22 protein-coding genes and 1 tRNA gene are annotated in these 25,739 nt (G+C 66.0%); 18 read left to right on the plus strand and 5 right to left on the minus strand.

The features are described 5' to 3' along the window. Window positions 1-392: 392 nt before the first annotated feature. Both PNI01S_RS13150 and PNI01S_RS13155 read left to right on the plus strand, forming a co-directional pair. Window positions 393-469: transfer RNA gene (locus tag PNI01S_RS13150), tRNA-Arg, on the plus strand. A gap of 239 nt (window positions 470-708) precedes the next feature. Further along, on the plus strand, window positions 709-1,302 hold the full coding sequence (locus PNI01S_RS13155) for a transglycosylase SLT domain-containing protein (protein ID WP_024766388.1): 594 nt from the start codon (window positions 709-711) through the stop codon (window positions 1,300-1,302). A 35-nt stretch (window positions 1,303-1,337) separates the two neighbouring features. Here PNI01S_RS13155 and PNI01S_RS13160 read toward each other — a convergent pair whose 3' ends face one another. After that, on the minus strand, window positions 1,338-2,051 hold the full coding sequence (locus tag PNI01S_RS13160) for a hypothetical protein (protein ID WP_037014652.1): 714 nt from the start codon (window positions 2,049-2,051) through the stop codon (window positions 1,338-1,340). Between the two features lie 77 nt (window positions 2,052-2,128). Continuing rightward, window positions 2,129-2,311, minus strand: coding sequence for a hypothetical protein (locus tag PNI01S_RS13165; RefSeq protein ID WP_024766386.1), 183 nt, complete (start codon window positions 2,309-2,311; stop codon window positions 2,129-2,131). Window positions 2,312-2,486: 175 nt separating this feature from the next. Between PNI01S_RS13165 and PNI01S_RS13170 the strand changes: the two genes are divergently transcribed. Continuing rightward, a complete protein-coding gene (locus tag PNI01S_RS13170; protein WP_024766385.1) occupies window positions 2,487-2,921 on the plus strand; it encodes a CBS domain-containing protein in 435 nt (144 codons plus the stop codon). A gap of 15 nt (window positions 2,922-2,936) precedes the next feature. Here PNI01S_RS13170 and PNI01S_RS13175 read toward each other — a convergent pair whose 3' ends face one another. After that, a complete protein-coding gene (locus PNI01S_RS13175; RefSeq protein ID WP_024766384.1) occupies window positions 2,937-3,674 on the minus strand; it encodes a metallophosphoesterase in 738 nt (245 codons plus the stop codon). A 354-nt stretch (window positions 3,675-4,028) separates the two neighbouring features. Between PNI01S_RS13175 and PNI01S_RS13180 the strand changes: the two genes are divergently transcribed. From PNI01S_RS13180 to PNI01S_RS13205, 6 genes are all read left to right on the plus strand, one after another. Then, complete coding sequence (locus tag PNI01S_RS13180) at window positions 4,029-6,245, plus strand: TonB-dependent receptor (protein ID WP_084358396.1); 2,217 nt, start codon at window positions 4,029-4,031, stop codon at window positions 6,243-6,245. Between the two features lie 14 nt (window positions 6,246-6,259). Beyond that, window positions 6,260-7,333, plus strand: coding sequence for an ABC transporter substrate-binding protein (locus PNI01S_RS13185; RefSeq protein ID WP_084358397.1), 1,074 nt, complete (start codon window positions 6,260-6,262; stop codon window positions 7,331-7,333). Between the two features lie 359 nt (window positions 7,334-7,692). Continuing rightward, entirely contained in the window at window positions 7,693-9,855 is a 2,163-nt protein-coding gene (locus tag PNI01S_RS13190; protein ID WP_235376423.1) for a TonB-dependent receptor, read from the plus strand. Window positions 9,856-9,901: 46 nt separating this feature from the next. Beyond that, the gene (locus PNI01S_RS13195) at window positions 9,902-11,497 is read left to right on the plus strand and encodes a GMC family oxidoreductase (protein ID WP_084358398.1); all 1,596 of its coding nucleotides are present in this window, start codon (window positions 9,902-9,904) and stop codon (window positions 11,495-11,497) included. A 10-nt stretch (window positions 11,498-11,507) separates the two neighbouring features. Beyond that, window positions 11,508-12,917 carry an aldehyde dehydrogenase family protein gene (locus PNI01S_RS13200; protein WP_084358399.1) on the plus strand — a complete coding sequence of 470 codons (1,410 nt, stop codon included), beginning with the start codon at window positions 11,508-11,510 and terminating at the stop codon, window positions 12,915-12,917. Window positions 12,918-13,146: 229 nt separating this feature from the next. Continuing rightward, window positions 13,147-14,337 carry an MFS transporter gene (locus PNI01S_RS13205; protein ID WP_084358400.1) on the plus strand — a complete coding sequence of 397 codons (1,191 nt, stop codon included), beginning with the start codon at window positions 13,147-13,149 and terminating at the stop codon, window positions 14,335-14,337. A gap of 251 nt (window positions 14,338-14,588) precedes the next feature. On the opposite strand, the gene PNI01S_RS13210 is transcribed toward PNI01S_RS13205, so the two are convergent. Then, window positions 14,589-15,320, minus strand: coding sequence for a class II aldolase/adducin family protein (locus PNI01S_RS13210; protein WP_024766378.1), 732 nt, complete (start codon window positions 15,318-15,320; stop codon window positions 14,589-14,591). A 339-nt stretch (window positions 15,321-15,659) separates the two neighbouring features. On the opposite strand from PNI01S_RS13210, the gene PNI01S_RS13220 reads away from it, so the two are divergent. From PNI01S_RS13220 to PNI01S_RS13250, 7 genes are all read left to right on the plus strand, one after another. After that, complete coding sequence (locus tag PNI01S_RS13220; protein WP_024766376.1) at window positions 15,660-16,814, plus strand: LLM class flavin-dependent oxidoreductase; 1,155 nt, start codon at window positions 15,660-15,662, stop codon at window positions 16,812-16,814. Window positions 16,815-16,831: 17 nt separating this feature from the next. Further along, entirely contained in the window at window positions 16,832-17,887 is a 1,056-nt protein-coding gene (locus PNI01S_RS13225) for an ABC transporter substrate-binding protein (protein WP_084358401.1), read from the plus strand. Between the two features lie 86 nt (window positions 17,888-17,973). Beyond that, window positions 17,974-19,029 carry an ABC transporter substrate-binding protein gene (locus PNI01S_RS13230; protein WP_024766374.1) on the plus strand — a complete coding sequence of 352 codons (1,056 nt, stop codon included), beginning with the start codon at window positions 17,974-17,976 and terminating at the stop codon, window positions 19,027-19,029. After that, on the plus strand, window positions 19,016-20,230 hold the full coding sequence (locus tag PNI01S_RS13235) for an MFS transporter (RefSeq protein WP_024766373.1): 1,215 nt from the start codon (window positions 19,016-19,018) through the stop codon (window positions 20,228-20,230). Before PNI01S_RS13230 ends, PNI01S_RS13235 begins: the two co-directional genes overlap by 14 nt. Continuing rightward, a complete protein-coding gene (locus tag PNI01S_RS13240) occupies window positions 20,231-20,992 on the plus strand; it encodes an ABC transporter permease (protein ID WP_084358402.1) in 762 nt (253 codons plus the stop codon). Next, window positions 20,989-21,750, plus strand: coding sequence for an ABC transporter permease (locus PNI01S_RS13245; protein WP_037014639.1), 762 nt, complete (start codon window positions 20,989-20,991; stop codon window positions 21,748-21,750). The genes PNI01S_RS13240 and PNI01S_RS13245 overlap by 4 nt, the downstream gene beginning before the upstream one ends. Before the next feature lie 25 nt (window positions 21,751-21,775). Further along, window positions 21,776-22,570, plus strand: a complete 795-nt coding sequence (locus tag PNI01S_RS13250; RefSeq protein ID WP_024766314.1) for an ABC transporter ATP-binding protein — start codon at window positions 21,776-21,778, stop codon at window positions 22,568-22,570. Window positions 22,571-22,833: 263 nt separating this feature from the next. Here PNI01S_RS13250 and PNI01S_RS13255 read toward each other — a convergent pair whose 3' ends face one another. Further along, entirely contained in the window at window positions 22,834-24,471 is a 1,638-nt protein-coding gene (locus tag PNI01S_RS13255; RefSeq protein WP_084358403.1) for a SulP family inorganic anion transporter, read from the minus strand. Window positions 24,472-24,943: 472 nt separating this feature from the next. Between PNI01S_RS13255 and PNI01S_RS13260 the strand changes: the two genes are divergently transcribed. Continuing rightward, on the plus strand, window positions 24,944-25,303 hold the full coding sequence (locus PNI01S_RS13260) for a multidrug/spermidine efflux SMR transporter subunit MdtJ (protein WP_024766312.1): 360 nt from the start codon (window positions 24,944-24,946) through the stop codon (window positions 25,301-25,303). Then, window positions 25,297-25,626 (plus strand): multidrug/spermidine efflux SMR transporter subunit MdtI, encoded by a 330-nt coding sequence (mdtI, locus tag PNI01S_RS13265; RefSeq protein WP_024766311.1) that lies wholly within the window; start codon window positions 25,297-25,299, stop codon window positions 25,624-25,626. Before PNI01S_RS13260 ends, mdtI begins: the two co-directional genes overlap by 7 nt. Window positions 25,627-25,739 lie beyond the last annotated feature (113 nt).

The raw sequence follows: 25,739 nt of genomic DNA on the forward strand, positions 1-25,739 counted from the left end.
CTCGGCCCAGGAGTACGACTGCCCTACAACCTTCCGGTACGCTGATCGACGGAAGCCGCACGGAGACCTGCCACAAGGGACATGCGGTGGGTGCAACGGAAGACTGTCATCCCGCAGGCTGATGGCCGGCTGGTGCGATGCCAATGCTCCGGTCTCCTGTTGTTGTGATGGGGAGGCGTTTGAAATCTCAAACGAATCCTAGGGCCCCCGACTGCAAAGGGCAATAGCTCGTTCGACAAAACCAACGAAGGTATCAGATTGAAGCGGGTTTTCGAGGTACCTCTACCGACAAGCGGCTGTTTTCGTTCGATATCATGAACGAGCGTACCCGCATTGGACGCCCGCGAAGGAGATGCGTATGATTGCCGCCTGCCGCGCCAGCCGCGGCATACGCACCAGTAGCTCAGCTGGATAGAGTACTGCCCTCCGAAGGCAGGGGTCGTGGGTTCGAATCCCGCCTGGTGCGCCATCTGCCTTGTTTCGAGTTGCCTCCGGCAATCTGCGAAACCGCCTGAAAGGCCCGCTCTTAGCGGGCTTTTTAGTTTCTGCCTGTAAAGCCTTGCGCCGCTTGCCGGCGCCCCACTGTGCGAACCGGGCATCCCGGCAGGCCCGGAGGCGAGGGTTATCCTCCGCGCCCGACGATTCCTCTTCACCACCCAAGGTTGTATAAGCCTTGCGCCATCGCGCGCGAAAAGGACAAACCGCCCCATGCTCCGGCTTCTGCTGCCAGCCCTCCTCCTGGCCCTTTCCGGGTGCGCCACACAACCGCCGGCGCACCCCGAGAACCTCTGCGAGATCTTTCGCGAAAAGCCGAAATGGCACGAAGCGGCGCTGAAGGTGCAGAAGCGCTGGGGCGGGACGATCCAGGTGCCGATGGCGATGATGTACCAGGAGTCTTCCTTCAGGCACGACGCCCTGCCACCGCGCTATTACTTCCTCGGCTTCATTCCCTGGGGCCGGGTCAGTTCCGCCTACGGCTACGCCCAGGCCAAGGACGAGACCTGGGCGGACTACAAGAAGGAAGCGGGAGGCTGGGGCGCCGACCGCGACGACTTCGCCGATGCGCTGGACTTCATGGGCTGGTACATGAACAAGACCTACAGCGTGAACCGGGTCTCCAAGTGGGACGCCTATGCCCAGTACCTGAACTACCACGAGGGCTGGGGCGGCTATCGCCAGCGCAGCTATGACGCGAAGCCCTGGCTGAAGGCGACGTCACAGAAGGTCCAGGCTCGCGCCTCGCTATACGGCGCCCAGTACAAGAGCTGTGAACAGGAACTGTCGAACAGCGGCTGGTTCTAGCAACCCCGAATGTTCGCGCGACGGTGCAGGGGCGCTCAGCGCCCCATGATCCGCTGATATTCGTCGCGGTATTCCTCGTATGGCAGGTTGCGCCGCTGCAGCTCCATCAGGCGCTGCTCCTTGGTCAATGGCTGGGAGACATGGGCGACCGTTTCCGCCGCGGTGGGCGAAACCGGCTGCGGCACGGCCTCCGGCGGCTGCGCCGGCGTGCGGGCAGGCAGGCTGCGCGACGGGCGGGCGACCAGCAGGGCTCCGGTGATCTCTTCGACTATCTGCTCGGACACGGCGCCGACTTCGGACGAACTCATGGAACGGAACAGATCACCATCGGCTTCGCTTTCGTAGCGCCGCGAGGCGAGCAACTGGCCGGTCAGGCCATCGTGATAACGCACGGTGGAGGTGATCCACTCCTCACCGTCGCTGCTCGTGCGGTTGTTGGCGCTATGACCGGCGCCCACTTCGATCACCACCAGGGTGGACAGGGTATCGGTGGCGCGCGGTTCGCCATCCTGCTCGGTGAGCTGGTAGTCCGCCGAATCCGCCTCGTCACGCAGCGCCTCGCGCCAACTGGCTTTCAGCGCTCCCCAGCGCGGGTTGGCCGCTACCGTGGCGTCGGGCTGGAAATTCACCACCATCACATGGCGGGTGTCTCGATAGAGGGAGATGGGCGCGGTGCGGTCATCCCGGCGGACGTCCGAGGAACATCCGCAAAGCAGGGAGACGGCCAGGGCGAGCGTGACGTAGCGCATGGTGCTTTCTCTTTATTGTCTGGCCGGCATTCTGCCAGCCAATCATGACGCCCGGATATCGTCCGGAGGTCGGTCCTCTACCAGTCCTCGTCATCCAGGCCCGACTGATACTCGTCCGCTTCCTCGTCGCCGTCCTCATGATCGTCGGGCTGATCCTCGAAGAACGCCGCGTCCTCCTCCAGCAGGCCGTCGAGGTCGTCGTCGAGGTCCAGAAGATGGTCGTGTTCGGGCTCGTGGAGGTCGAGATCGTCGTCAGTCATGGCCGGTCTTTCGTGGGGGGAAACGGGGAAGGGAATCACAGTATAAGTCGCGTCGCGGGCGGATGACGCTGTCGTGACGGCGGACGCCGCTTTGCGGCCTTGCCGGATCGCGATTCGTCCACGATTCTCTATGAACCACGGGCATCGCGCCGTGAACGACGAACAGGGGGTAGGAATGAAGACTGTGGCTCAGCTGTTGAACGCCAAGGCGGACCAGCAGGTTTACACCATCGCCCCGGACGCGATGGTGGTCGACGCGTTGCGCCTGATGGCGGAGAAGAACCTCGGCGGCCTGCCGGTGGTGGAGGCCAACCAGCTGGTCGGCTTCTTCAGCGAGCGCGACTACGCCCGCCGCCTGGCACTCAAGGGGCGCAACTCGGAAGACACGCCGATCAGCGCAGTAATGACCGCGCCGGTGATCACCGTGGACACCCACCTGAACGTCGACAAGTGCATGGGCATCATGACCGAGCGCCACCTGCGCCACCTGCCGGTGGTCGAGAACGGCGAACTGCTCGGGCTGCTGTCCATCGGCGACCTGGTGAAGGCCGCCATCGCGGAACAGGCCGAGCTGATCCAGCAACTGGAACAGTACATCCGCGGCGAGTGATCGCCCGGCGGTCGCTCAGCGTGCGGCCGCCGTTTCCACGTCACCACTGCGCATGTCGACGATGCTCAGGCACCCGTCGGTATAGCCGCTGCCCGTGTCGATGTAGTGGGTGTTGCCCAGCGAGCGTACGGCACTTTGCGCGGTATGGCCGACGTACAGGCGCTCCAGCCCGGCGATGGCAGTCGCGTCCTCTTTCTCGATCCGCGTACGCGCCCACATTGCCAGGCCAACGGCGTTGCGCCGGGCGCTGTCGCCCAGTTCGCCGGCCAGCGCGGCAACGCCGCTGCTCCAATCCGGGAAGGCCGGCGAAACCGGCGCCTCCGCGTGGACGATGCCGATACGCTGGCCTTCGTCCAGCTCGACCTCGATCACCAGTGGCAATTGCAACAGACGCCGGGCGATGCGCTCGCGGGTCACCGGCGTGAGCTTGTACAGCCAGGCGCCACCGTTACGGAAATGCAGGTCGCGGTCCTCGCCAGCCAGCACCACGTCGATCACCAGTTGTTCGTGGTTGCCGCGTACCGAGGCGAACCAGGGCTTGGCCAGCCAGTCGAGCACCTGCGGCGAATAGGGACCGCGGTCCACCAGGTCGCCGGCGGCAAACAGGCGGTCGGCGGATGGATCGAATCCGACCCGGTCGAGCAAACGCTGCAGCAGTTCGAAATGGCCGTGCACATCCCCCACCACGAAATCGCGCCCCAGCTGGTTACGCGGGAAGCGTTGCAGAGGCTGCTCCGGCAAATGCGTGTTCATTGCCAACTCCAGGGCTTTCGAGAGACCAGCTTATCAGCTGCAAATGGCGTTCCCGATATCGTTCGACGAAAGCCTCAAGCGCCTGCTGACTCGCTGTTGCCCAGGCAGCGGCGGCCCAGCATGCACTGCTGCCACAGCAGCACAGCCGCCGCAACGATCTATAAAAATACTTATATATCAGTACTTTAATATTCAATCAGAAAGCGGTACGGATGTTGCGATGTCCCCAGCAGCCTTCCGGCCTTCATCACGCGTGAGCCAGCACAAGAGCAACGCAATAACAGCTTCATGCCTTGCGGCGACGACCGAGCACCACAGAGCCAGCCGTCCTTTCGCCGCCCTCCTGGGGACACCATGTTCAAACGCAATACCCTTTCCCTCGCCATCCTGGCGAGCCTCGCCAGCATCACCGTGCAGGCTGCCGACGGCGATACGCAGAACAAAGAAGACAGCGGCGCCGCAACGACTCTCGGCAAAGTGGTGGTGACTGCACAGAAACGCGAAGAGTCGGTACAGGAAGTGCCGGCGCCGATCACCGTGCTGAGCGGCGAAAAGATCCGCGATTCGTCCCTGCAATCGGCCAACGAAGTCACCCGCTATACCCCCAACGCCTCCGCCGGCACCACCGACGGCCACGGCCGCCCGCGCTGGTGGATTCGCGGCCTGGGCACCGGCGACCAGGGCGCTAACACGGTGAGTCCGATCGGCATCTACGTCGACGACGTCTACATCGCCAACATCAGCGCCACCGGTTTCCCGCTGTTCGACCAGGAACGCGTGGAAGTGCTGCGCGGCCCGCAGGGCACGCTGTGGGGCAAGAACACCACCGGCGGCGCGATCAACTTCATCTCGCGCAAGCCGACCTTCAGCCCCGAGGGCTACTTCAAGGTCGACATGGGCAATTACGCCAACCGCATCGTCGAAGGTGCGGTGAGCGATGCGCTGGTGGACGACAAGCTGGCCGGCCGTGTGTCCTTCCATCACCAGGGCCGCGACGGCTACACCGAGAACAAGAACGACGGCAACGACCAGGGTGCGCTGGAAGACGACGCCGTGCGCCTGCAACTGGCCGCGCGGGTGAATGACAACCTGGACGCCAACCTCAACGTCCACGCCCGCCACTACCACGACACCGCCAGCTACAACACCGTGAGCTACGGCACCCGTCCGGACGGCACCAACCAGTTCGGCTACTCCATCGACCCGAAACTGGGCAAGGCCAACTTCAACGCCAAGTACCAGGCCGAAATCGACCAGGCCGGCAGCAACCTCAACCTGGTCTGGCAGCTGGGCGAGCTGGAGCTGACCTCCATCACCGCCTTCGAACACTTCACCCGCGACGGCTGGACCGACAGCGACAACACCCCGCTGGAACTGCAGCGCAGCTACAGCTATGCCGACAGCCAGCAATGGTCGCAGGAACTGCGCCTGGCCTCGCCACGCAGCGACCGGCTGAACTGGGTACTGGGCTTCCACTACTTCAACGAGGACCTGGAGTCGAAGAACGCCAACGCGGCGCTGCCCAACGTCTACGTGCCCAGTTACTACAACAACGTCAGCTACGACCAGAAGACCGAGAGCTACGCCATCTTCGGCAGCACCACCTACAACTTCACCGACGACTTCAGCCTCACCGCCGGCCTGCGCTGGACCCGTGAAACCAAGGACATCGACCTCGAGCGCCTGGTCAACCGCGGCACGGCGAGCTTCGGCGATGGCCACTGGTGGCAGCCGGGCAACGTCGACTCGCCGCTGATCGTCAACGCCACCCAGGACGAGAGCAACACCTGGAGCGACTACAGCTGGGACCTGACGCCGGAATACCGGATCTCCGACAACGCCCGCGCCTACTTCCGCTATGCCCGTGGCTTCCGCTCCGGCGGCTACAACGCTGGCGTCACCAGCCAGGCCACCGTGGCCAAGGTCGATCCGGAATACCTCACCTCCTACGAGCTGGGCTTGAAGTCGGAATGGTTCGACGGCCGCCTGAACGCCAACGCCAGCGTCTTCTACTACGACTACAAGGACATCCAGCTCAACATCGTCACCGCGGTGAACAACCAGACCGTCTCGCGCCTGGCCAACGGCGCCCAGGGCGAGGCCTACGGCGCCGAGTTCGAGCTCGAAGCCATCCCGGTGCAGAACCTGCACGTCAACTTCGGCCTGGGCCTGCTGCACACCGAGTTCACCGACTACACCTCCGGCCCGAACGATTACTCCGGCAACCACTTCGTCCGCGCACCGAACGTTTCTGCAGTCATCGGCGCCGACTACCGCATCCCGCTCAACGTCGGCGGCGCGGTGGTACTGGGCACCGACTGGAACACCCGCAGCCGCCAGTACTTCTTCACCAACGACCAGAGCCAGAACATGCGCACCGGTGGCTACACCCTGGGCAACGCGCGGGTGACCTACGAACTGCCAGGCGAGACCACCCGCGTCACCGCCTACGTGAACAACCTCACCGACAAGGAGTACCGCAACCACACCCTGCCCACCGGCTACCAGACCGCCGCAGTCATGTTCGGTGATCCGCGCACCTTTGGCGTCTCGGTCACCACCGACTTCTGAGTGAGGACAAGACCATGAACCTTCTGCATCGCGCGCTGCGCCGGCTGCTGCCGGCCGCCGCCGTGCTGCTCGCAGGCTACGCCCTGGCCGTCGAGCAGCCCACTACCCTGCGCATCGCCACCGTGGCCTACGCCAACGCCGGGCAAATCACCTTCAACGGCCCGGCCGCCGTCATCGACCGCGACAAGTGGCTGGAACAGCAACTGGCCCAGCGCAACATCAAGCTCGAGTGGGTGCCCGCGACCACCGGCTCGGTGGGTACCTTCGTCAACGAAGAGTTTGCCAACAAGCGCATCGACTTCGCCTTCTATGGCGACCTGCCGTCGATCATCGCCAACGCCTCGGGCGTACGGACCCAACTGATCGTCCCCGGCGGCATCGGCAACAACGTCTACCTCGTGGTGCCGCCGGGCTCCACCGCGAAATCCATCGCCGACCTCAAAGGCAAGCGCATCGCCCTGCACCGGGGCCGGCCGTGGGAGCTGTCGTTCGCCAAGCTGCTGGAGGCCAACCACCTGGGCTTCGAGGACTTCCGCATCTTCAACCTCAACCCGCAGGCCGGCGCCGCCGCGCTGAGCGCCGGGCGGGTGGATGCCTTCTTCACCCTCAGCGATGCCTTCCTGCTGGAAGACAAGCAGGTCGGCCACATCATCTGGTCGAGCAAGGAGGCCCCGGCCGACTGGAAGATGCGCGCCGAAGTCTGGGGCGCACGGGACTTCGTCAAGGATCATCCGGACCTCACCCAGTTGGTGGTGGACGCCTACCTGAAAGCTGCCTGGTGGGTCTCCCAGGACGCCAACCAGGCGGCCTACCAGGAAGCGCAGTCGCGCTCCGGCGTGCCGCTGAGCGTGCTGCAGCGCGAGGTCTCCGGCGAACCCTGGCCCGCGCATTTCTCGCCACTGTACGACGACGCCTTGCGCCAGCATTACACCGACGGCATCGCCTATAGCCTCAAGGCAAAACTGATCCGCAACGAGGTGAAGGTGGATGACCTGCTGGAACCGAAGTTCGTCGAGCAGGGTTTGAAGAATCAGCAGCTCGAGGGATTCTGGAAAGAGCAGGCAAAAACCGTCGCCAGCCAGCCCTGATATTCCTGAAGCCACTCCAAACAATAAGGCCCCGTTATCGGGGCCTTATTGTTTTTAGAAAACTTCCAGGAACAACTGTTCATAACAAGTAGTTGCTCCAGCACCACGTTATACGCAGTTGCTGCAGCAACAGCAGAAAAACACCCAGAAACTGGCTTAAACCCCTCTAAAACGTATGGCACAGAGCTTGCTCAAGATTGCTCACAACGTATTTAAATCCCCGAGCGACCGCCATGAAGCATGCAAGAGAGTTCCGTTTCAAACCGCTGGCCATAACATTATCCAGCGCTCTGTTATTAAACGCGGAAGTTGCACTTTCCGATAATTCGAAATCCCCGGAAGGCGTCACATTGAGTACCGTGACCGTCCAGGGACAAAGCCAGGAAACCCAGGTCGGCGATGCCCGCAAGGAAGTCGCCCCAGTCTCCAAGGGCACCCTCACCAAATCCCAGCTGGAAAAGTTCGTCGGCCTCGACAGCGCCGTCACCGGCGCCCTCAAATACCTGCCCGGCGTGCACGTCAGCGGCGGTGACAACAGCGGCATCACCGAAGGCGGATTGAACATCCGCGGCTTCTCCCAGGACCAGATCGGTTTCGTCCGCGACGGCATCCCGCTCAACGACCCGCAGTTCCTCACGCCCCACGCCGATTTCATGGGCGACCCGGAAAACTACGAGTCGGTGTCGGTGCTTTACGGCTCCTCCTCGATCAACGCCCCGACCCTTACCGCCAGTGGCGGCAGCGTGCTGATCAAGTCCGTCGCGCCGACCAGGGAAAGCGGTTTGCTGGTGAAGCAGAACGTCGGCAGCGACAGCCTGTTCCGCACCTTCGCGCGGGTCAATACCGGCGAGGTGAACGGCTTCTCCGCCTGGCTCTCGGCCTCGCGCACCACCGCCGACCTGTGGGACAACAGCGGCGGCGAGCTGTCCTCCAACCGTTACGAAGGCAACCTGCAGTACGAGTGGGACGGCAACCGCATCAACGGCATCTTCTCCAGCTTCCTGATGCGCACCAACAGCTACAACCACCCGACGCTCGCCGAGTACCGCGCCAACAAGTACGACCAGGGCTACCCGCGCGACATTTACCCCACCAAGGGCAACGGCACCAACGGCGTACCCGACGTCACCGTGCCGGGCCAGAGCGCGGCGGCCTCGCGCGCGGACTTCAAGATCCAGACGTATGCGCTCAATGGCCTGTTCAACCTCTCCGACAAGGTCCAGCTGAAGGTCGACCCGTACTTCGTTCGCGTCACCGACGGCACCGCCGCCGTGGCTGTGGTGCCGGTCAATGAGAACAAGGTCAACGCCGATCTCAACGGCGACGGCGACCGCATCGATCCCCTGGTGACCGGCGCGCTGAGCGTCTACCCGACGCAGTACCGCATCGGCTCCACCAACACCCTGGACTTCCTGGTCAACGACGATCACACCCTGCAACTGGGCCTGTGGACCGACTACACCCACGCGCGCAACCAGTTCCCGGTGGTCGAGATCAAGGGTAACGGCAAACCCGCCGGCATCGACGGCAGCCACAAGCTGCGTGACGGCAATGGCAATGCCATCTACTTCACCGACCAGCGCAACGAGATCACCACGCAGAAGCTCTGGGTGCAGGACACCTGGGACATCACCTCGCAGCTCGTCCTCACCGGCGGCCTGGCCTGGCAACACACACAGAACAAGGGCGACAACCGCCTCAGCGGCTTCAGCGACAGCGCCGACTACTACCGCTTCCTCCCAAGCCTGAGCCTGGCCTACCAGCTCGACCCGCAACAGCAGCTCTACTACAACACCACCTCGAACATGCGCACCCCGGCGGTGGCGGCGGTGTACGGCCAGGCTAACGGCGGCGACAAGCAGAAACCGGAAGTCACCTGGAACCAGGAGATCGGCTGGCGCTACAGCACCGACGACGTACTGCTCAGCGCCGCACTGTTCTACGACAAGTTCAAGGATCGCCAGGCGGCGTTCGAGGAAGTCTCCGGCGTCACCTCCTACTTCAACGCCGGCGACGTCACCACCAAGGGCCTGGAGCTGTCGCTCAACGGCCTGCTGCCGGCGAACTTCAACTACTTCGCCTCCTGGACCTACCTGCGTTCCACCCAGGACGACGACTACAGCGCCGGCGGCGCCAGCCTCGACACCCAGGGCAACCAGCTCTACGACACCCCGCGCAACCTGTTCAGCGCCGGCATCGGCTACGACAACCAGACCTTCTACGCCAACTTCCTCGGCCGCCATACCGGCAGCTTCTACGGCGACCTGGCGAACAACGAGAAGATCGGCGGCTACACCGTGTTCGACGCCAACCTGGGCTACCGCCTCAAGGACCTGGGCAGCGCGCTGAAGGAAACCACCCTGACGCTCAACCTCAACAACGTCTTCGACAAGCACTACCTGTCGGGCGTGAACTCGGGAACGGTCTCCGCCGACCCGGCCGACGGCGACTTCTATGGAGCGCCGAAGTACTACAAGGGCGCCCCGCGCGCTCTGGTCGCCGGCATCTCCGTCGGCTTCTGATCACCCTGCACGCGCCCGGTGCGGGAGCGCCGGGCCGGGAGGCGACATGACCACTCCTCGCTACGACCACATCATCGTCGGCGGCGGCAGCGCCGGCAGCGTGCTTGCCAGCCGCCTCAGCGCCGACCCGCAACGCCACGTCCTGCTCATCGAAGCCGGCCCGGACACCCCACCCCACGCCACGCCGGCGGAAATCCTCGACGGCCACAACCCCTTCCGCCTGCGCCTGGAACTGCGCGATCGCTATTTCTGGCCGGACCTGAGCGTCCGCCACGGTGCGCAGCCCGAAGGCATCGAGCGCCCCGAGCGCTATCTCGAGCAGGCCCGCTTGCTCGGCGGCGGCTCCAGCGTCAACGTGCTGGTGGCCAACCGCGGTCTGCCGCGCGACTACGACCAGTGGGCAGCGCTGGGTGCCGAAGGCTGGGGCTGGGACGACGTGCTGCCGTACTTCCGCAAGCTCGAACGCGACACCGACTACGCCGGCCCGCTGCACGGGCATGACGGGCCGATCCCGATCAGCCGCGTCTCCACCCGCGACTGGACGCCCTTCACCCGCTCCGTGGTCTCGGCGCTGCAAGCCGAAGGCCTGCGCGACATCGGCGACCAGAACGGCGTGTTCGACGACGGCTACTTCGCCCCCGCGGTAAACCTGGAGCATGGCCAGCGCGTGTCCGCCGCCCGCGGCTACCTCGATGAAGCAGTGCGCGCACGGCCCAACCTGACGCTGTGGACCGACAGCCAGGTACTCGGCCTGCAACGCGAGGGCACGCGCATCACCGGCGTCGAACTGCAACGTAACGGTGAGCACGTCACCGTGGGGGCTGGCGAAGTCATCCTCGCCGCCGGAGCGCTGCAATCGCCGGCCTTCCTGCTGCGTAGCGGCATCGGCCCGGCCAGCCAGTTGCAGGAGCTGGGCATCGAGGTGATCGTCGACCGCCCCGGCGTCGGCGGCAACCTGTGGGAGCACAGCTCGCTGGGCACCCTCGCCACCCTGGGCGATGCCGCCCGCTCGGACGCCGTGCTGGCACGGCCCGGCACCTCGCACCAACTGGGTATCCGGGTGTCCTCGGGCGTCGATCCGGACACGCCCTCGGACCTCTACCTGGCCATCGGCGCGGACGCCGAGCGCGGCGTGGCCCACGCGCTGTTCTGGATCAACAAACCCAGCTCCAGTGGCCGCCTGACCTTGCGCGATCGCGACCCGGCAAGCCCGCCGCACGTCGATTTCAACCTGCTCTCCGACCCTCGCGATCTGCAACGCGCCCGTGTGGCGCTGCGCACCATCCAGCGCCTGTTCAAGCACCCGGTCCTGGCGCGCTACGAACTGCAATTGGCGCTTACCCCCTTCGCCGTGCCGCAACCGGGCGGGCCGAAGCTGGAAACCCTGCTGGCCGACGACACGGCGCTGGAAGCCTACCTGCGCCGGCACATAGGCGGCGTCTGGCACCCCAGCGGTACCTGCCGCATCGGCACCGCCGATGACCCGCAGGCCGTGGTCGACAGCGCCGGTCGCGTCCATGGCGTGGAAGGCCTGCGTGTCGCCGACGCCTCGATCATCCCGGTGATCCCCACCGCCAACACCAACCTGCCGACCCTGATGCTCGCCGAGAAAATCGCCGACGCCATCCTGGGCGGTGCCTGAGGAACTCGCCATGTCACGCTATGAACTGCTGATCGATGGTCGCCTGCAGGCGGCCGAGCACTACGACCGGGTGATCGACCCGGCCAGCGAAGAAATCGTTGGCGAAGCCGCCCGCGCCAGCCTGGAGCAGGTCGACGCGGCGGTGGATGCCGCACACCGCGCCTTCCCGGCCTGGGCCACCGATCTCGACGTCCGCCGCCAGAGCCTGGCCCGAGCCGCCGAACGAGTACGCGAGAATGCCCAGGCGCTGGCCGAGCTGATCACCCGCGAACAGGGTCGCCCACTGCGCTCGACCCTGGAGGAAGTGGCTGGCGTCGCCGCCACTTTCGAGCACCACGCGCAGCTGGAGCTACCCGCCGACACCCAGTTGCGCGACGACGGCGAGCGCCTGGTGCGCATCACCCGCAAACCGCTGGGGGTGGTCGCCGCGATCACCCCGTGGAACGTCCCGCTGATCCTGCTGGTATTGAAGATCGCGCCTGCCCTGCACGCCGGCAACACCGTGGCGGCCAAGCCCTCGGAGCACACGCCGCTGTCTACCCTGCTGCTGGCGCGACTGCTGGGCGATGTGTTCCCCGCTGGCGTGTTCAACGTGGTTGCCGGTGCGGGCGAGGTTGGCGAACACCTGGTACGTCATCCGCGAGTGCGCCACGTGACCTTCACCGGCAGCGTCGCCACCGGCAAGCGCCTGTATGCCGGCGCGGGGGACGACCTCAAGCGTCTTACCCTGGAACTGGGCGGCAACGACGCCGCGCTGGTACTGGAAGACGCCGACCTCGACGCCATCGTCGAACCGCTGTTCTGGGGCGCCTTCTGGAACAGCGGCCAGGTGTGCTTTGCGATCAAGCGCCTGTACGTGCATGACAGCCTGTTCGAACCGCTACTGGCGAAACTCGCCGAGCGCGCCCAGCGCACCCGCCTCGGTCATGGGCTCGACCCGCAGACGGAACTGGGGCCGCTGACCAACGCACAGCAACTGGAACGGGTCATCGCTCTGGTGGAAGACGCCAAGGCTCACGGAGCACGCATCCGCAGCGGCGGCGTACGGCCCGACGGTCCCGGCTACTTCTACCCGCCGACCCTGGTCAGCGGCGTGACGGCCGGCGTCGCGCTGGTGGACGAGGAACAGTTCGGCCCGGTGTTGCCGGTGATCTCCTTCCGCAACGAAGAGGACGCCATTACCCAGGCCAACGCCAGCCACTACGGCCTCGGCGCCTCGGTGTGGACCCGCGACCTGGCGCGCGGCGAAGCCATCGCCGGGCGGCTGGAGGCGGGCCTGGCCTGGGTCAACCAGCACGGCCACATCCAGCCCGGCGCGCCCAAGGGCGGGCACAAGTGGAGCGGGCTCGGCTACGAAGGCGGGCAGCGCGGCTATGAGGCCTTCAGCGAGCTGCAGGTGCTGAACATTTCGCGGCGCTGAGGCGCGGCTTATCCAGATCAAAGCCTCCTCACCCTGCCCCCTGGCTACGCGCCCCGCTCCTCAAGCGGTAAAGGGCACCGTTCGGCGCCGGATGGAACCACCGCATCAGCCGGCGCGGACCGCCCCCTCTCCTTGAGGGAGAGGGCTGGGGTGAGGGGGAAAGCGCCGGCATAGGCTTTCCCGGAAAACAGACAGCCATTCCAACCCAACTCTCAAAGAGGATTCCCCGATGCGTGCCGGAAGCTGGCCCTCGATCCTGCTCACCCTGGCCTTCGCCGTGATCATCGCGGCGTGCCACGGCAAGACCATCCTGCTGGTCGCCGACATCGCCAACGCCTTCTCGGTCAGCCCCTCGCGGGCCAGCTGGGTCGTGTCGGCGGTGGCGGTGGTCGCCGCCCTCGCCTCGCCGCTGGTCAACTGGATCGTGGCGCGGGTCGGCGAACGCCGTGCCATCGTCTTCGGCCTGTTGCTGGCGGCGGCGTGCAGCTACCTGGCGAGCCGCACTGAAGATTTCACCACGCTGATCACCCTGCGTGTCATCGAAGGCGCCGGCTACATCAGCGTGGTGCTCGCCGCACTCGCCCTGCTGGTGCACACCACCGAAGGCCATCGCCGCACCACCGCGCTGGCGTTCTGGTCGGTAGCCTCGCCCCTGGGCGGCGCCATCGCCATCTTCGCCGTGGCACCCTATGTCGGCGGCCAGCATGGCGAATGGCGCAACGCCTTCAGCGGCCACGCGCTGGTGTTGCTGGTCCTGCTGCTGGCGACGCCGCTGCTGCCATCGGTGAACCTGGCGACCCGCAGTGAGCGCCACTCCCTGCGCCAGACCTTCCGCCTGTATGCCGATCCCTCCGTGCTGCGCCTGGCCCTGGCCGTGGGCGCACCACTGACCGTGGCGCTGGGCCTGGTGACCATCACCCCCGACTATTTCATCCACAGCCTGGGCGTTGCGCCGTCGACCATCGGCGTGATCTCCACCATCGGCATCCTCTCCAGCGTGCTGGCCGGGCTGCTCGCCGGCTTCGTGCTCAACCTGCGCTTCTTCGGCCCGCTGGCCGTGGTCGGCGGCGCGTTGATCGGGGTGGTGCTGGAGGTGCTGGTGTTCATCCCCGGCATCGCGGCATCCACCGCCATCGTGGCGAAGATCGTCCAGGGCTTCGTTGGCAGCTTCGTCGTCGCCTGGGTGTTCACCAGCATCCCGCGCATGAGCCGTGGCGGCGACGTGATGGGCGCCGGCGGCGTGGCCGAGCAGGCGCTGTACCTGTCGATGTTCCTCGGCCCGGTGCTGCTGTTCCCGCTGTTCAGCCTGCCCTCGCGCCTGCCGTTCTTCGCCGTGCTGATCGTCGCCAGCCTGCTGCCGCTTTTCCTGCTCCCGCTGGGGCTGCGTTGGCGCGCTGCGGAACCGCCGGTAGCCGCCTGACCGAGTCGACATCGACAGGACGCTTCCTCTCGCGCTTTCCGTAGGATGGGTGGAGCTTGCGATACCCACCAGCCATGGTCGGGCGAACGCGATGGGTATCGCTTCGCTCCACGCCATCCTACAAAGGCGCGCCGGAAAGCCGCGAATGTGAGCTCGCTCCTACAAAAGACGCGCAATGCGCGCAGCACCCGGAAGAATCCAGGCCAAAAGAAAAGCCCTCGCAAGAGGGCTTTTTCAGTTCAGGCGAATACTCAGGCCGCCGCGCCCAGCAGCTTCTGGCCCTGCTCCCAGAGGCCGGTCATTTTCCATTGCTGCTCCAGCACGCCGGGGCCGAATTCCTGGGAGCCGCCGAGGCCTTCGGCGAGGCCCTGGAAGTAGGCGCCTTCCTCGATCAGCAGGATCAGCTTGGACGCCTTGATCAGGTCGTCGCTCCAGAAGGTCGCGCCGCCGTTGGCTTCGAGGATGGCCGGGGTGTGCGGGTTCTCGGCGATACGGTCGAGGATGAACAGTGGTTCGGGCTGGCGGCGGTCGATGTAGATCGGCAGCTCGCGGGCCAGGGTCACACGCTGGGAAGCGGCGTAGCGGATCGGCAGCACGCGATGGGCGCTGGCCCAGCCGCCGAGGTACGGCGTGTGGACGTGGATCACCACATTGATTTCCGGGCGTGCCTGGAAGATCGCCGCATAGCGCTTGCCGTTGCCACCAGCACCACGGCCACTGAGCGGAGTCGCGCCGGGGATGCTTTCGTCGAGGATCACTTCGCCGTCATAGGTCGCAACCACCGCGCGGATTTCCTGGTCGTCGGCCCAGGGGGTCGGCGCGTGGACGGCGATCACCTGATCGCTGTCCGGCACGCGCACATAGGCCTGGTAGGTGTTGGTGGCGGTGAGGGTGCGGCTCTCCTTGAGCACGCGGAAGGCCTTGGCGAAGTCGCGGCGGACCTGTTCGAGCTGGCTGGCGAGTTGCGGATCGAGAGTGGACATGGAATGCCTCCTGGCAGTCGGGGATGGATGAACCGCGTGGCGGTGTTGCAGAGACTGAGCAGGACTTGTGCCACTTAAAAATATCCATATTAATCAGGTAGTTAAGAAATAAATTCGATCACACCAGCACACTAGCCACGGCTGAGCGGGCGAAATTGCTGCCCCCCCAGCATCCCCTGCTGACCCACTGCTGCTGTACAGACAAACGCCCTGCTGCCGTAGCAGCACACCACCCTGAAAGCCTCGCCCTGCCTGGCCTGCAGCCTTTGGGCACAGCCCTTGCTGAAGACCTTGCACGAGCAGCACGACGCTGCCCCCGCAACGTAAAGGAGCAAGGCCATGAGCACCGAATTCTTCTGGCGACTGCCGCTGGGCAGCGACGGTCCCTATCTCGCCTCGGACAAGAACAACCGCGGCAGCCACATCGATCGCCCCGGCAACATCGCCCCGGGCCGCCTGCCCAACGGCGAACCGGACGGTTTCACCTACATCGACTACATCGCCCAGGTCGCCAAGGCCGCCGAGATCGCCGGCTTCGAAGGGGCGCTGTTGCCCACCGGACCGGAGCCGTGGATCGCTGCCGCCGCGCTGGCCCGCGAGACCCGCCGGATCAAGTTCCTCATTGCCTTCCAGGCCGCCTGGACCTTGCCGGCCTACGCTGCGCAGCAGGCCGCGATCCTCCAGCACCTGTCCCGCGACCGCCTGGAGTGGAACATCATCACCGGCGGCAACCCCGCCAGCCAGCGCGCCAATGGCGACTTCCTCGAGCACGACAAGCGCTACCAGCGCACCGGCGAGTTCCTCGACATCATCGACGGCCTGTGGAAGAACGAGCAGTTCTCCTACCAGGGCGATATCTACCAGCTGGAGAACGGATCACTGCCCATCGCGCTGCGCAACGTGCGCAAACCGGGCGTGTACTTCTCCGGTTTCTCCGACCCGGCACTGGACGTCGCGGCGAAGCACGCCGACGTCTACCTGAACTGGGCCGAACCCATCGACAAGCTCAAGCCGCACCTGGAGCGCGTGCGCGAGCTGGCCGACAAGCAGGGCCGCGAAATCCGCTTCGGCATCCGCATCGACCTGTTCGCCCGCGAAACCGAAGAGGCCGCCTGGAGCGAGCTGCGCCGCCAGTACGAGCGCATCGACGCGCGCACCAGCGCCTTCATCAAGAACTTCGCCACCGGCTCGGATTCCGTCGGCGCCGCGCGGCAGACCGCCTACCACCAGAACGTCGAGCGCTTCGACGACCTGATCCTGGGCCCCAACCTCTGGGCCGGCTTCGGCAAGGCCAAGCCGGGGCCGACCATCGGCCTGGTGGGCAGCCACGAGAACGTCGCCGAGCGTCTCGCCGAATACCGCGACGCCGGTTTCTCCACCTTCATCCTCGCCGGCAATCCGCACCTCGAAGAAGCCCTGCGCATCGGCCAGGAAGTGCTGCCGCTGGTGCAGGGCAAACGGGCCGACGTCCACGAACTCAAGGCCCGCGCCTGACCCACAAGGAGCTGCACATGTCCCGTCCCCTCGATACCCTCTGGTACACCCGTTGCCCGGTGCCCACCGGCCTTGGCATCGCCGTGCAGAAAGGCTGGCTGGAAGAAGCCCTTGCCGAGCAGGGCACGCAGATCAAGTCGCTGCGCGAGTCCGCCGACCAGGCAGTGCGAGAGTCGCACTTCGACCACACGCTGCAGAACTCGGTACGCCATGGCGGCAACATCCCGGCCATCTGGGCCCGCGCCAGCGGCCGCGAGACCCGAGTGATCGGCCTGTCCTGGGCCGATGAAGCGCAGCTGATCCTGACCACCGCCGAGAGCGGCATCCGTACCGTGCGCGACCTCAAGGGCCGGCGCTTCGGCCTGCCCGACTGGAGCGGCGCGCAAATCGACTTCACCCGCGCCCAGGCAATCCGCGGCCTGGAAAACGCCTTGCGCCTGGAAGGCCTGGAAGTGCGCGACCTGGAGCTGGTGGACTTCGGCCTGAAGGGCACCTTCAGCGACGAGGCGCCGAGCAACATCGTCGGCATCACGGGCCATGGCGGCAGCCGTCGGCGCAGCCAGAACCCGGAACTGGTCGGCCTGCTGCGTGGCGAAGTCGACGCGATCTTCCTCAAGGGCGCCCACGCCGTGCAGCTGGCGCAGCAGTTCGGCCTGCACACGGTGATCGACACCGGCGCGCATCCGGAGCCGCTGATCCGCGCCAACAACGGCACGCCGCGCACCCTGAGCGTCGACCTCAACCTGCTGGAGCAACACCCCGACGCCGCCACCGCGATCCTCGCCTCGGTGCTGCGCGCCGAGGACTGGGCCCACCAGCACCCGGATGACACCCGCCGCTACCTGGCGCGAGAAACCAACAGCAGCGAATTCTGGGTCGCCACCGCCTACGGCGAGGACGCCCACCTGCGCCTGCGCACCAACCTGGACGAAGGCTCGATCCTCGCCCTGCAGGACTTCACCGACTTCCTGCAACGCTGGAAATTCATCCCGGCAAGCGTCGACGTGCGCGCGTGGATCGACCCTCGCCCGCTCGAAGCCCTGCGCAGTCGCCTGGCACAGAAGACCGGCTGATCAACGTCACGAGGGCGACTCCCTCTGTTTCTCGACCTGGGCCCCCGCGCGACGGCGCGGGGGCTTTCTTACCCCGACGGACACCCATGAGCACACCGCTGGAAACCCTCTGGTACACCCACAGCCCCGTTCCCACGGGACTCGGCATCGCCGTCGAATCCGGGCGTCTGGCCCAGGCCTTCCGCCCGTTCGGCACACGCATCCAGTCGCTGCGCGAATCCTCCGAGCGTGAGGTGCGCGAGGCGCATTTCGATCACCACCTGCCCTACTCGGTACGCCAGGGCGGCAACATCCCGGCCATCTGGGCTCGCGCCAGCGGCGCGAGCACGCGGGTGATCGGGCTGTCGTGGAGCGACGAGGTGCAGCTCATCGTCAGCGCGCCGGACAGCGGCGTACGCAGCATCCGCGACCTGCGCCACCGGCGCTTCGGCCTGCCGAAGTGGGCCAACGTGCAGATCGACTTCACCCGTGCCCAGTCCCTGCGCGGCCTGGAAAACGCCCTGCGTCTGGAAGGCCTGGAAGTGCGCGACGTCGAGCTGGTGGACTACCCCTACGGCGGCACCTACAGCGACGACCCGGTGCGCCATGTGTTCGGCGCCCAGGTGGCGCTCAAGGGCAACCGTGTGGTGCAGCGCAACAACGAGCTGATCGGCCTGCTGCGCGGCGACATCGATGCCATCTTCCTCAAGGGTGCGCATGGCCTGCAGCTGGCCCATGAGTTCGGCCTGCACGTGGTGCTGGATGTCGGCTCGCACCCCGAGCCGCTGGTACGCTCGAACATCGGCACGCCACGCACCCTGACCGTCGACCAACGGTTGCTGGACGAGCATTTCGACGCCGCCGTGCGGGTGCTCGACACCATCCTGCGCGCCGAACAATGGGCCTGGGCGCACCCGGAGGAGACCCGCCGCTTCCTCGCTCGCGAGCTGAACACCAGCGAATTCTGGGTGGCCAGCGCCTATGGCGAGGACGCCCACCTGCGCCTGCAGACCAACCTTGCCGAGCGCTCGATCAACTCGCTGCGCGATCTCACCGGCTTCCTGCAACGCTGGGATTTCATCGCCCGCGACTTCTCCGTGGACGACTGGATCGACCCGCGCCCGCTGGAAGCCCTGCTGGGGAAGATCGATGTCGCCATCTGACCCGCATGGGAAGCCCGGGGCCTTCCTGCTCAACTTCATGCTGCTGGCGGCCTTCAGCGGCGCGACCATCGGCATGGCGAAGATCGTCACCACGCTCTACGCCATCAGCATCGGCGCCAACGCCATGCAGATCGGCATCATCTCGGCCATGGAAGCCCTCGGCATGGTGATCCTGACCCTGCCGGCCGGCTTCGTCATCGCCCGCTTCGGTGCGCGCCGGGTGTACTTCCTCGCCAGCCTCGGGCCGATGCTGCTGAACCTGGCCATCCCGCTGTTCGGCGGCTGGCTGTGGCTGGCGTTTGCGCGCCTGCTGATCGGCCTGTGCATCCCGTTCCGCATCGTCGCCATGAACAGTGCCTTCCTGCGCCAGCTCAAGCGCATCGGCAACGACAAGGCCGGCTGGTACCGCGGTTCGCTGACCCTAGGCATGGGCCTGCTCGGCCCGCTGCTGGGCAACTGGCTGAGCGGCGCGACGAGCTTCAGCTGGGGCTTCGCCGCCATCGGCCTGTGCTTCGGCCTGATGGCCTTCTACAGCCTCGGCTTCTGGGAAGGCGAAGCCCCCAGCGAAGACGTGCCCGTCGCGGCCGCCACCGGCGGCTTGCTGCAACAGGTCGGCGCCATGCTGGCCAATGTCGAGATCGCCGAGAGCTGCCTGATCGAACTGCTCAGCGCCGCCACCAGCGCGCTGTTCGGCACCTTCATCCTGCTGCTGGCGATGGACGTCGCTGGTCTCTCGCAAGGCCAGGCCGTGAGCCTGGTGATGATCCAGGGCCTGGCCTCGGTGCTCGGCCTGTTCGGCTTCGGCTACCTGATCGAGCGCAGCGGCCGGCGCCTTGCCTACATCGGCAGCCTCAGTGCGGCACTGCTCGCCCTGCTGCTGCTCGGCAGCGCGCACAACTATTGGCTGCTGGCCCTGGGCGGCGTGCTGCTCAGCGCCGCGGCGGCGCTCATCCACCTGGTGAACATGGCCCAGTTGGGCGAGCACGCCATGGACAAGAGCAAGATTTCCGGCCTGTTCAACCTCGCCTCGATGTCCGGCAGCTTTTCCGGCGCGCTGCTGGGCGGGGCGATCAGCCACTTCGTCGGGCTGGGCAACCTGTTCCTCTGCTGGATTCCCCTGGTGCTGCTGGCTGCGCTGTTCTGCTGGCAACGCAAGCTGCGCCGGCAAACCACCGAGCCGCTGCTCGGCCAGGAGGGCTGAATGGCCACGCGTACCCTGGATCGCCTGAGCTGGTTTGTCTCGCCGCTGCTCCTGCTGCTCGCCTGGTTCATGGCCGCGCGCGCGGGCTGGTTCCCCCCGCAACTGCTGGTGCCGCCGGCGGAAGTCTGGGCCAGCTTCAAGGACCTGCTGGCCAGCGGCGAGCTGCGCGAGCACGTGGTCAACAGCCTGTCGCGCCTGGCCATCGGCTTCAGCATCGGCGCGCTGGGCGGCCTGGTCTTCGGCACCGCCATGGCGCTGTCGAAAACCGTTGAAGCCTACTGCGCACCGTTGTTCCACACGCTGCGCCAGGTGCCGTCGATCGCGCTGATCCCGATGTTCATCCTGTTCTTCGGCGTGGAAGAAACCTTCAAGATCCTGATCGTCACCAAGGCCGCCTTCTTCCCCGTGGCGCTGGCCGCCAGCGAGGGGGTGAAGGGCATCCCGCGCGGCTACTTCGAGGTCGCCAGCGTGTACCGCCTGCCGCTGTGGAGCCTGCTGCGCGACGTCGCCTTCCCCGCCGCCGCGCCACCCATCGTCACCGGCCTGCGCATCAGCCTGAGCCGCGCCTGGATGGTACTGGTGGCCGCCGAGCTGCTCGCCGCCGACAGCGGCCTGGGGCAGATGATCGAGCTGAGCCGGCAGATGCTGCGCATCGACATCGTGATGGTCGGGGTGATCGTCACCGGCGCCATCGGCTTCATGCTCGATTTCGCCTTCCGCCTGCTGGAGAGGCACCTGCTGCGCTGGAGACCGACGCCATGACCCGCACGCTCAAATCACTGCGTGGCCTGGTGCTGCCGGCGCTGCTGATCGCCGCCTGGCACTGGCAATCGCAACAGGGCGCCAGCGCCGCCTATGCCTTCGTGCCGCTGGAGCGCATCGGCGCCGGTTTTGCCGAGCTGATCCGCACCGGCGAGCTGTGGCTGAGTGTCGCCGCCAGCCTGCAACGCACCTGCCTCGGCCTGCTGATCGGCGCGCTCGCCGGTTTCGCACTGGGCGCCGGGATGGCCTTGTCGCGCCCCGTGGAGCGGCTGTTCGCACCGCTGTACCACACGATCCGCCAGGTGCCGATCCTCGGCCTGATCCCGCTGATCGCCCTGTGGTTCGGCAGTGGCGAGCCGTCCAAGGTGCTGATCGTCAGCCTCGCCGCGTTCTACCCGATGACGCTGAACGCCTTCGAGGGCTTCCGCGACGTGGAAAAGCGCTACCGCGAGGTCGGCCGACTGTATGCCTTCGGCCCCTGGCAGCAGTTCCGCGAAGTGCTGCTGCCCGGCGCGCTGCCCAGCCTGAGCAACGGCGTACTGCACGCGCTGGCCTTCGCCTGGGTCAGCTCGGTGGGATGCGAGTTGTTCCTCTCCACCGGCATGGGCCTGGGCAACCTGATGATGAACGCCGAGACCGGCTCGCGCATGGAGATCGTGGTGATCGGCGTGCTCAGCATCGGCCTGCTCGGCTACGCCATGAACCAGCTGTTCGCCCGCCTCAGCCGCCACCTGCTGCGCTGGCGCAACCTGCGCTGACCCTATTGCCATGAGTGCCTCGATCATGAACGCGATCCTTGACCCCGCCATCCTTCCTGCCCAGCAGGCGCAATCGGGCGCGCTGGCCATCCAGGGCCTGAGCAAGGCCTATTCCATCGATGGCCGCAGCCTGCCGGTGCTGGAGAACATCGACCTCACCGTGCGCCCCGGCGAGTTCGTCAGCATCGTCGGCGCCAGCGGCTGCGGCAAATCCTCGCTGCTGCGGCTGATCGTCGGGCTGGAGAACGACTACAGCGGGCGCATCCTGCTCGACGGGAAGGCCGTTGTCGGCACCAGCCTGGAGCGCGGCATCGTGTTCCAGGACCACCGGCTGTTCCCCTGGAAGACCGTGGAAGACAACGTCGCCCTGGCGCTGAAGAACCAGAAGCTCGGCCGCGCCGAAAAGCGCGAGCGGGTCGCCGAGCACCTGGAGCTGGTCGGCCTGACCGGCTTCGAGCAGGCCTATCCGCACCAGCTTTCCGGTGGCATGGCGCAACGCGCGGCCATCGCCCGCGCGCTGATCACCCAACCCAAGGTGCTGCTGCTCGACGAACCCTTCGGCGCCCTCGACGCCCTCACCCGCGTGCGCCTGCAACACGAACTGCAACGCATCTGGGTGCAGCAGCGCAGCACCATGATCATGGTTACTCATGATGTGGAGGAAGCGCTGTACCTGGGCGACCGGGTGGTAGTGATGGACGCGCGGCCGGGGCGGATTCGCCATGAGGTGCGGGTCGACCTGCCGCATCCGCGCGAGCGAGGGGAGCCGCTGCTGACGAAGCTCAAGGAGGAACTGTTGGCGGAGCTGATGCAGGGCTGATCGTTGGGTAGGAGCGGACTCCGTCCGCGATCGGTCCGCATCGCGCCGGATTCGCGGACGGAGTCCGCTCCTACGCGATCTGTCAGCTCGCAGCGATGGCTTGCCCTCTCCCTAACCCTGGCTGCGCGCCCCGCTCCGAAGGGAGAGGGGGCTGTTCGGCTTCAAGCGAAACTCCGAGCACGCCGGTAACGCCGATCTGCTCCCTCTCCCTTCAGGGAGAGGGCTGGGGAGAGGGTGCCAAACCAACGCACCCAATCCTCCCGTTACTGATCCACACCCGCCGCCAACGCCGCCGGGAAATCCGGGTGATACCCGGTGCCAATCTCCTCCAGCACCCCGGCCTTGCGCAGCTTGCCCAGCACCCGCGCATTGGCTTCGCACAGCCGCACTTCGATACCACGGCGCTGCAGCTGCTCGATCACTTCCTGCAGGGTCTGCAGGCCGGTGATGTCCATGAACGGCACATGGCGCAGGCGGATGATCAGCACCTTCGGGTCGGTATGGGTTTTGGCCAGCGCGCGCTCGAAGGTCTCCGCCGCGCCGAAGAACAGCGGCCCCTCGATGCTGTACACCAGCACCCCCGGCGGCAGGTCGCCAAGGCCACGGCCGCGCAGCTCCACGTCCAGCTCGGGGCCGTCGTCGGCGTGGACTTCCACCGAGGACGCCATGCGCCGCAGGAAATGCAGCATGGCGAGGATCACGCCGATGTTCACCGCGATCACCAGGTCGCTGAACACCGTGAGCAGGAAGGTCACCAGCAGGATGGCCACGTCCGCACGCGGGGCGCGCTTGAGCATGAACAGGAAGTGCCTTGCCTCGCTCATGTTCCAGGCCACCACGAAGAGGATCGCCGCCAGCGCACAGAGCGGGATATTCGAGGCCAGCGGCGCGAGGAACAGCAGGATCAGCACCAGCGTGGCCGCATGGGTGATCCCGGCCAGCGGGCTGTTGCCGCCGTTGCGGATGTTGGTCGCGGTGCGGGCGATGGCGCCGGTGGCGGCGATGCCGCCGAACAGCGGGGTAACGAGGTTGGCGATGCCCTGGCCGATCAGCTCCTGGTTGGAGTCGTGGCGGGTGCCGGCCATGCCGTCGGCAACCACCGCCGAGAGCAGCGATTCGATGGCGCCGAGCATGGCGATGGCGAAGGCCGGGCCGATCAGCTCGAGCACGCGCGGCAGCGTCACTTCCGGCAGGCTGAAGCTGGGCAGGCTCTGGGGAATGCCACCGAAAGCGCTGCCGATGGTGGCCACGCCGTCGAAATGGAACAGCGACTGGATCGCCGTCACCACCACCATCGCCACCAGCGGGCCGGGCACTCGGCGCAACGCGGCGATGCGCGGGGTGAACAGCACCAGAGCCAGGCTCAGCAGCGCCAACAGGGTCGTCGCGATGTGCAGTTGCGGCAGGGCCTGGATCAGGTGCCAGAGCTTCTGGTGGAAGTGTTCGCCGGTCACCGCAGGCAAGCCGAAGAAATCCTTCCACTGGCCGACCCAGATGATCACGCCGATACCGGCGGTGAAGCCGACGATCACCGGCGCGGGGATGAAGCGGATGATGCTGCCCAGGCGACTGACGCCCAGCAGCACGAGGATCGCGCCAGCCATCAGCGTGGCGATCTGCAGGCCGTCGACGCCGTACTTGGCGGTGACCCCGGCGAGGATGACGATGAAGGCGCCGGTCGGCCCGGCGATCTGCACCCGGCTGCCGCCCAGCAGCGAGACCAGGGCGCCGGCGAAGATCGCCGTGTAGATGCCTTGCTCCGGCTTCACCCCGCTGGCGATGGCGAAGGCCATGGCCAGCGGCAGGGCGACCACCCCGACGATGACGCCAGCCACCAGGTTGCGCGTCCAATGCTCACGGCCGAAGAGTCCGGCCTTCCAGGCTTCTCGCAGGGCGATCATCACAGTCTCCGACGGGATATCGATGCTGGATGCTAACAGGCCGGAGCGGAAAACGGCCTGGCGCAGGTCATGACTGTGGCGCGCTGTCGCAGGCAAAACAAGGTGAACAAAATATTGCACAAGCCTGACGGCGCGCTGCTTCCAGCAGGCTTTTGAAATGCCGGAACATGGGCGTTTCACCGCGGAATAGAGGCCGTCGATTTGCCAGGCGACCTGAAATTTGGCACAATATGTTCATTATGTTGAACATCAAGGCTCTACCTCTCCCCACTTCCCGCCTGGTGTCGCGCGAGCGCCACTGGACCGGCGACCTCTAGCTCCTCCCTTCGGCTGCTACCTGTTGGTGGTGCCAAGCGCGGCGAACACTCATAGGTGATTGCCGCCCGAGTCGGCGCCACGAAACCCGAACCGAAACCGCCGCAAGGATGCTCTTAGCGAGACTGCGCGCGGCTGCCCGTGGGAGGGCTCCACCATGCGTTCCTGGATCTATCTGTTTGCCGCCATCGGCTTTGAAGTCGTTGGTACCACCTCGATGAAATTCACCCATGCGCTGTACCCGGTCGCGGGTCTGCTGCTGATGTACGTGATGATCGGCCTGTCGTACTACTTCCTGTCGCTGGCCATCAAGCATGTGCCGGTCGGCGTGGCCTACGCCCTGTGGGAAGGCATCGGCATCGTACTGATCACCCTGGTCAGCGCCTTCTTCCTCGGCGAGCACCTGAGCCTGGACAAGGCCCTGGGCCTGGCCGTGATGATCGCCGGTATCCTGCTGGTGAAATCCGGCACCCGCACCACCCCGCGTGAGAAGAACCTGGAGGTGGTGACATGCTGAACCATGACCTGATTCCGATGGCCTGGCTGGGCCTGGCCATCGTCCTGGAAGTGATTGCCAACCTGCTGCTGAAGTACTCCGACGGCTTCCGCAAGCGCCTGATCGGCGCGGCCTCGATCCTCTGCGTACTGGGCGCGTTCACCGCGCTGGCGCAGGCGGTACGCGGCATCGAACTGTCGGTGGCCTATGCCATCTGGGGCGGCTTCGGCATTCTCGCCACCGTCGCCATGGGTTGGGCCCTGTTCGGCCAGCGCCTGGTCTGGCGCGGCTGGGTCGGCCTGGCGATGCTGGTGCTGGGCATGGGCTTGCTGAAGCTGGCGTGATCATCGAATGTGAAATGAAAAAGGCGGAGCTGGGCTCCGCCTTTTTTGTTGTCTTGAGGAAGGTGCCGTGCGCCCTACGAAAAGCCGCCGAGGATCGTAGGGCGCATAACCTG

The organism is Pseudomonas nitroreducens NBRC 12694, assembly GCF_002091755.1.
Taxonomy (GTDB): Bacteria; Pseudomonadota; Gammaproteobacteria; order Pseudomonadales; family Pseudomonadaceae; genus Pseudomonas; species Pseudomonas nitroreducens.

Bases quoted from the DNA above. Each gene is read 5' to 3' on its own strand.
- PNI01S_RS13225 (WP_084358401.1), top strand. From the start codon at position 16,832: ATGTCCCGTCCCCTCGATACCCTCTGGTACACCCGTTGCCCGGTGCCC.
- PNI01S_RS13185 (WP_084358397.1), top strand. From the start codon at position 6,260: ATGAACCTTCTGCATCGCGCGCTGCGCCGGCTGCTGCCGGCCGCCGCC.
- PNI01S_RS13195 (WP_084358398.1), top strand. From the start codon at position 9,902: ATGACCACTCCTCGCTACGACCACATCATCGTCGGCGGCGGCAGCGCC.
- PNI01S_RS13170 (WP_024766385.1), top strand. From the start codon at position 2,487: ATGAAGACTGTGGCTCAGCTGTTGAACGCCAAGGCGGACCAGCAGGTT.
- PNI01S_RS13175 (WP_024766384.1), bottom strand. From the start codon at position 3,674: ATGAACACGCATTTGCCGGAGCAGCCTCTGCAACGCTTCCCGCGTAAC.
- PNI01S_RS13220 (WP_024766376.1), top strand. From the start codon at position 15,660: ATGAGCACCGAATTCTTCTGGCGACTGCCGCTGGGCAGCGACGGTCCC.
- PNI01S_RS13200 (WP_084358399.1), top strand. From the start codon at position 11,508: ATGTCACGCTATGAACTGCTGATCGATGGTCGCCTGCAGGCGGCCGAG.
- PNI01S_RS13245 (WP_037014639.1), top strand. From the start codon at position 20,989: ATGACCCGCACGCTCAAATCACTGCGTGGCCTGGTGCTGCCGGCGCTG.
- PNI01S_RS13205 (WP_084358400.1), top strand. From the start codon at position 13,147: ATGCGTGCCGGAAGCTGGCCCTCGATCCTGCTCACCCTGGCCTTCGCC.
- PNI01S_RS13260 (WP_024766312.1), top strand. From the start codon at position 24,944: ATGCGTTCCTGGATCTATCTGTTTGCCGCCATCGGCTTTGAAGTCGTT.
- PNI01S_RS13210 (WP_024766378.1), bottom strand. From the start codon at position 15,320: ATGTCCACTCTCGATCCGCAACTCGCCAGCCAGCTCGAACAGGTCCGC.
- PNI01S_RS13255 (WP_084358403.1), bottom strand. From the start codon at position 24,471: ATGATCGCCCTGCGAGAAGCCTGGAAGGCCGGACTCTTCGGCCGTGAG.
- PNI01S_RS13250 (WP_024766314.1), top strand. From the start codon at position 21,776: ATGAACGCGATCCTTGACCCCGCCATCCTTCCTGCCCAGCAGGCGCAA.
- mdtI (WP_024766311.1), top strand. From the start codon at position 25,297: ATGCTGAACCATGACCTGATTCCGATGGCCTGGCTGGGCCTGGCCATC.
- PNI01S_RS13160 (WP_037014652.1), bottom strand. From the start codon at position 2,051: ATGCGCTACGTCACGCTCGCCCTGGCCGTCTCCCTGCTTTGCGGATGT.
- PNI01S_RS13165 (WP_024766386.1), bottom strand. From the start codon at position 2,311: ATGACTGACGACGATCTCGACCTCCACGAGCCCGAACACGACCATCTT.
- PNI01S_RS13180 (WP_084358396.1), top strand. From the start codon at position 4,029: ATGTTCAAACGCAATACCCTTTCCCTCGCCATCCTGGCGAGCCTCGCC.
- PNI01S_RS13155 (WP_024766388.1), top strand. From the start codon at position 709: ATGCTCCGGCTTCTGCTGCCAGCCCTCCTCCTGGCCCTTTCCGGGTGC.
- PNI01S_RS13230 (WP_024766374.1), top strand. From the start codon at position 17,974: ATGAGCACACCGCTGGAAACCCTCTGGTACACCCACAGCCCCGTTCCC.
- PNI01S_RS13240 (WP_084358402.1), top strand. From the start codon at position 20,231: ATGGCCACGCGTACCCTGGATCGCCTGAGCTGGTTTGTCTCGCCGCTG.
- PNI01S_RS13235 (WP_024766373.1), top strand. From the start codon at position 19,016: ATGTCGCCATCTGACCCGCATGGGAAGCCCGGGGCCTTCCTGCTCAAC.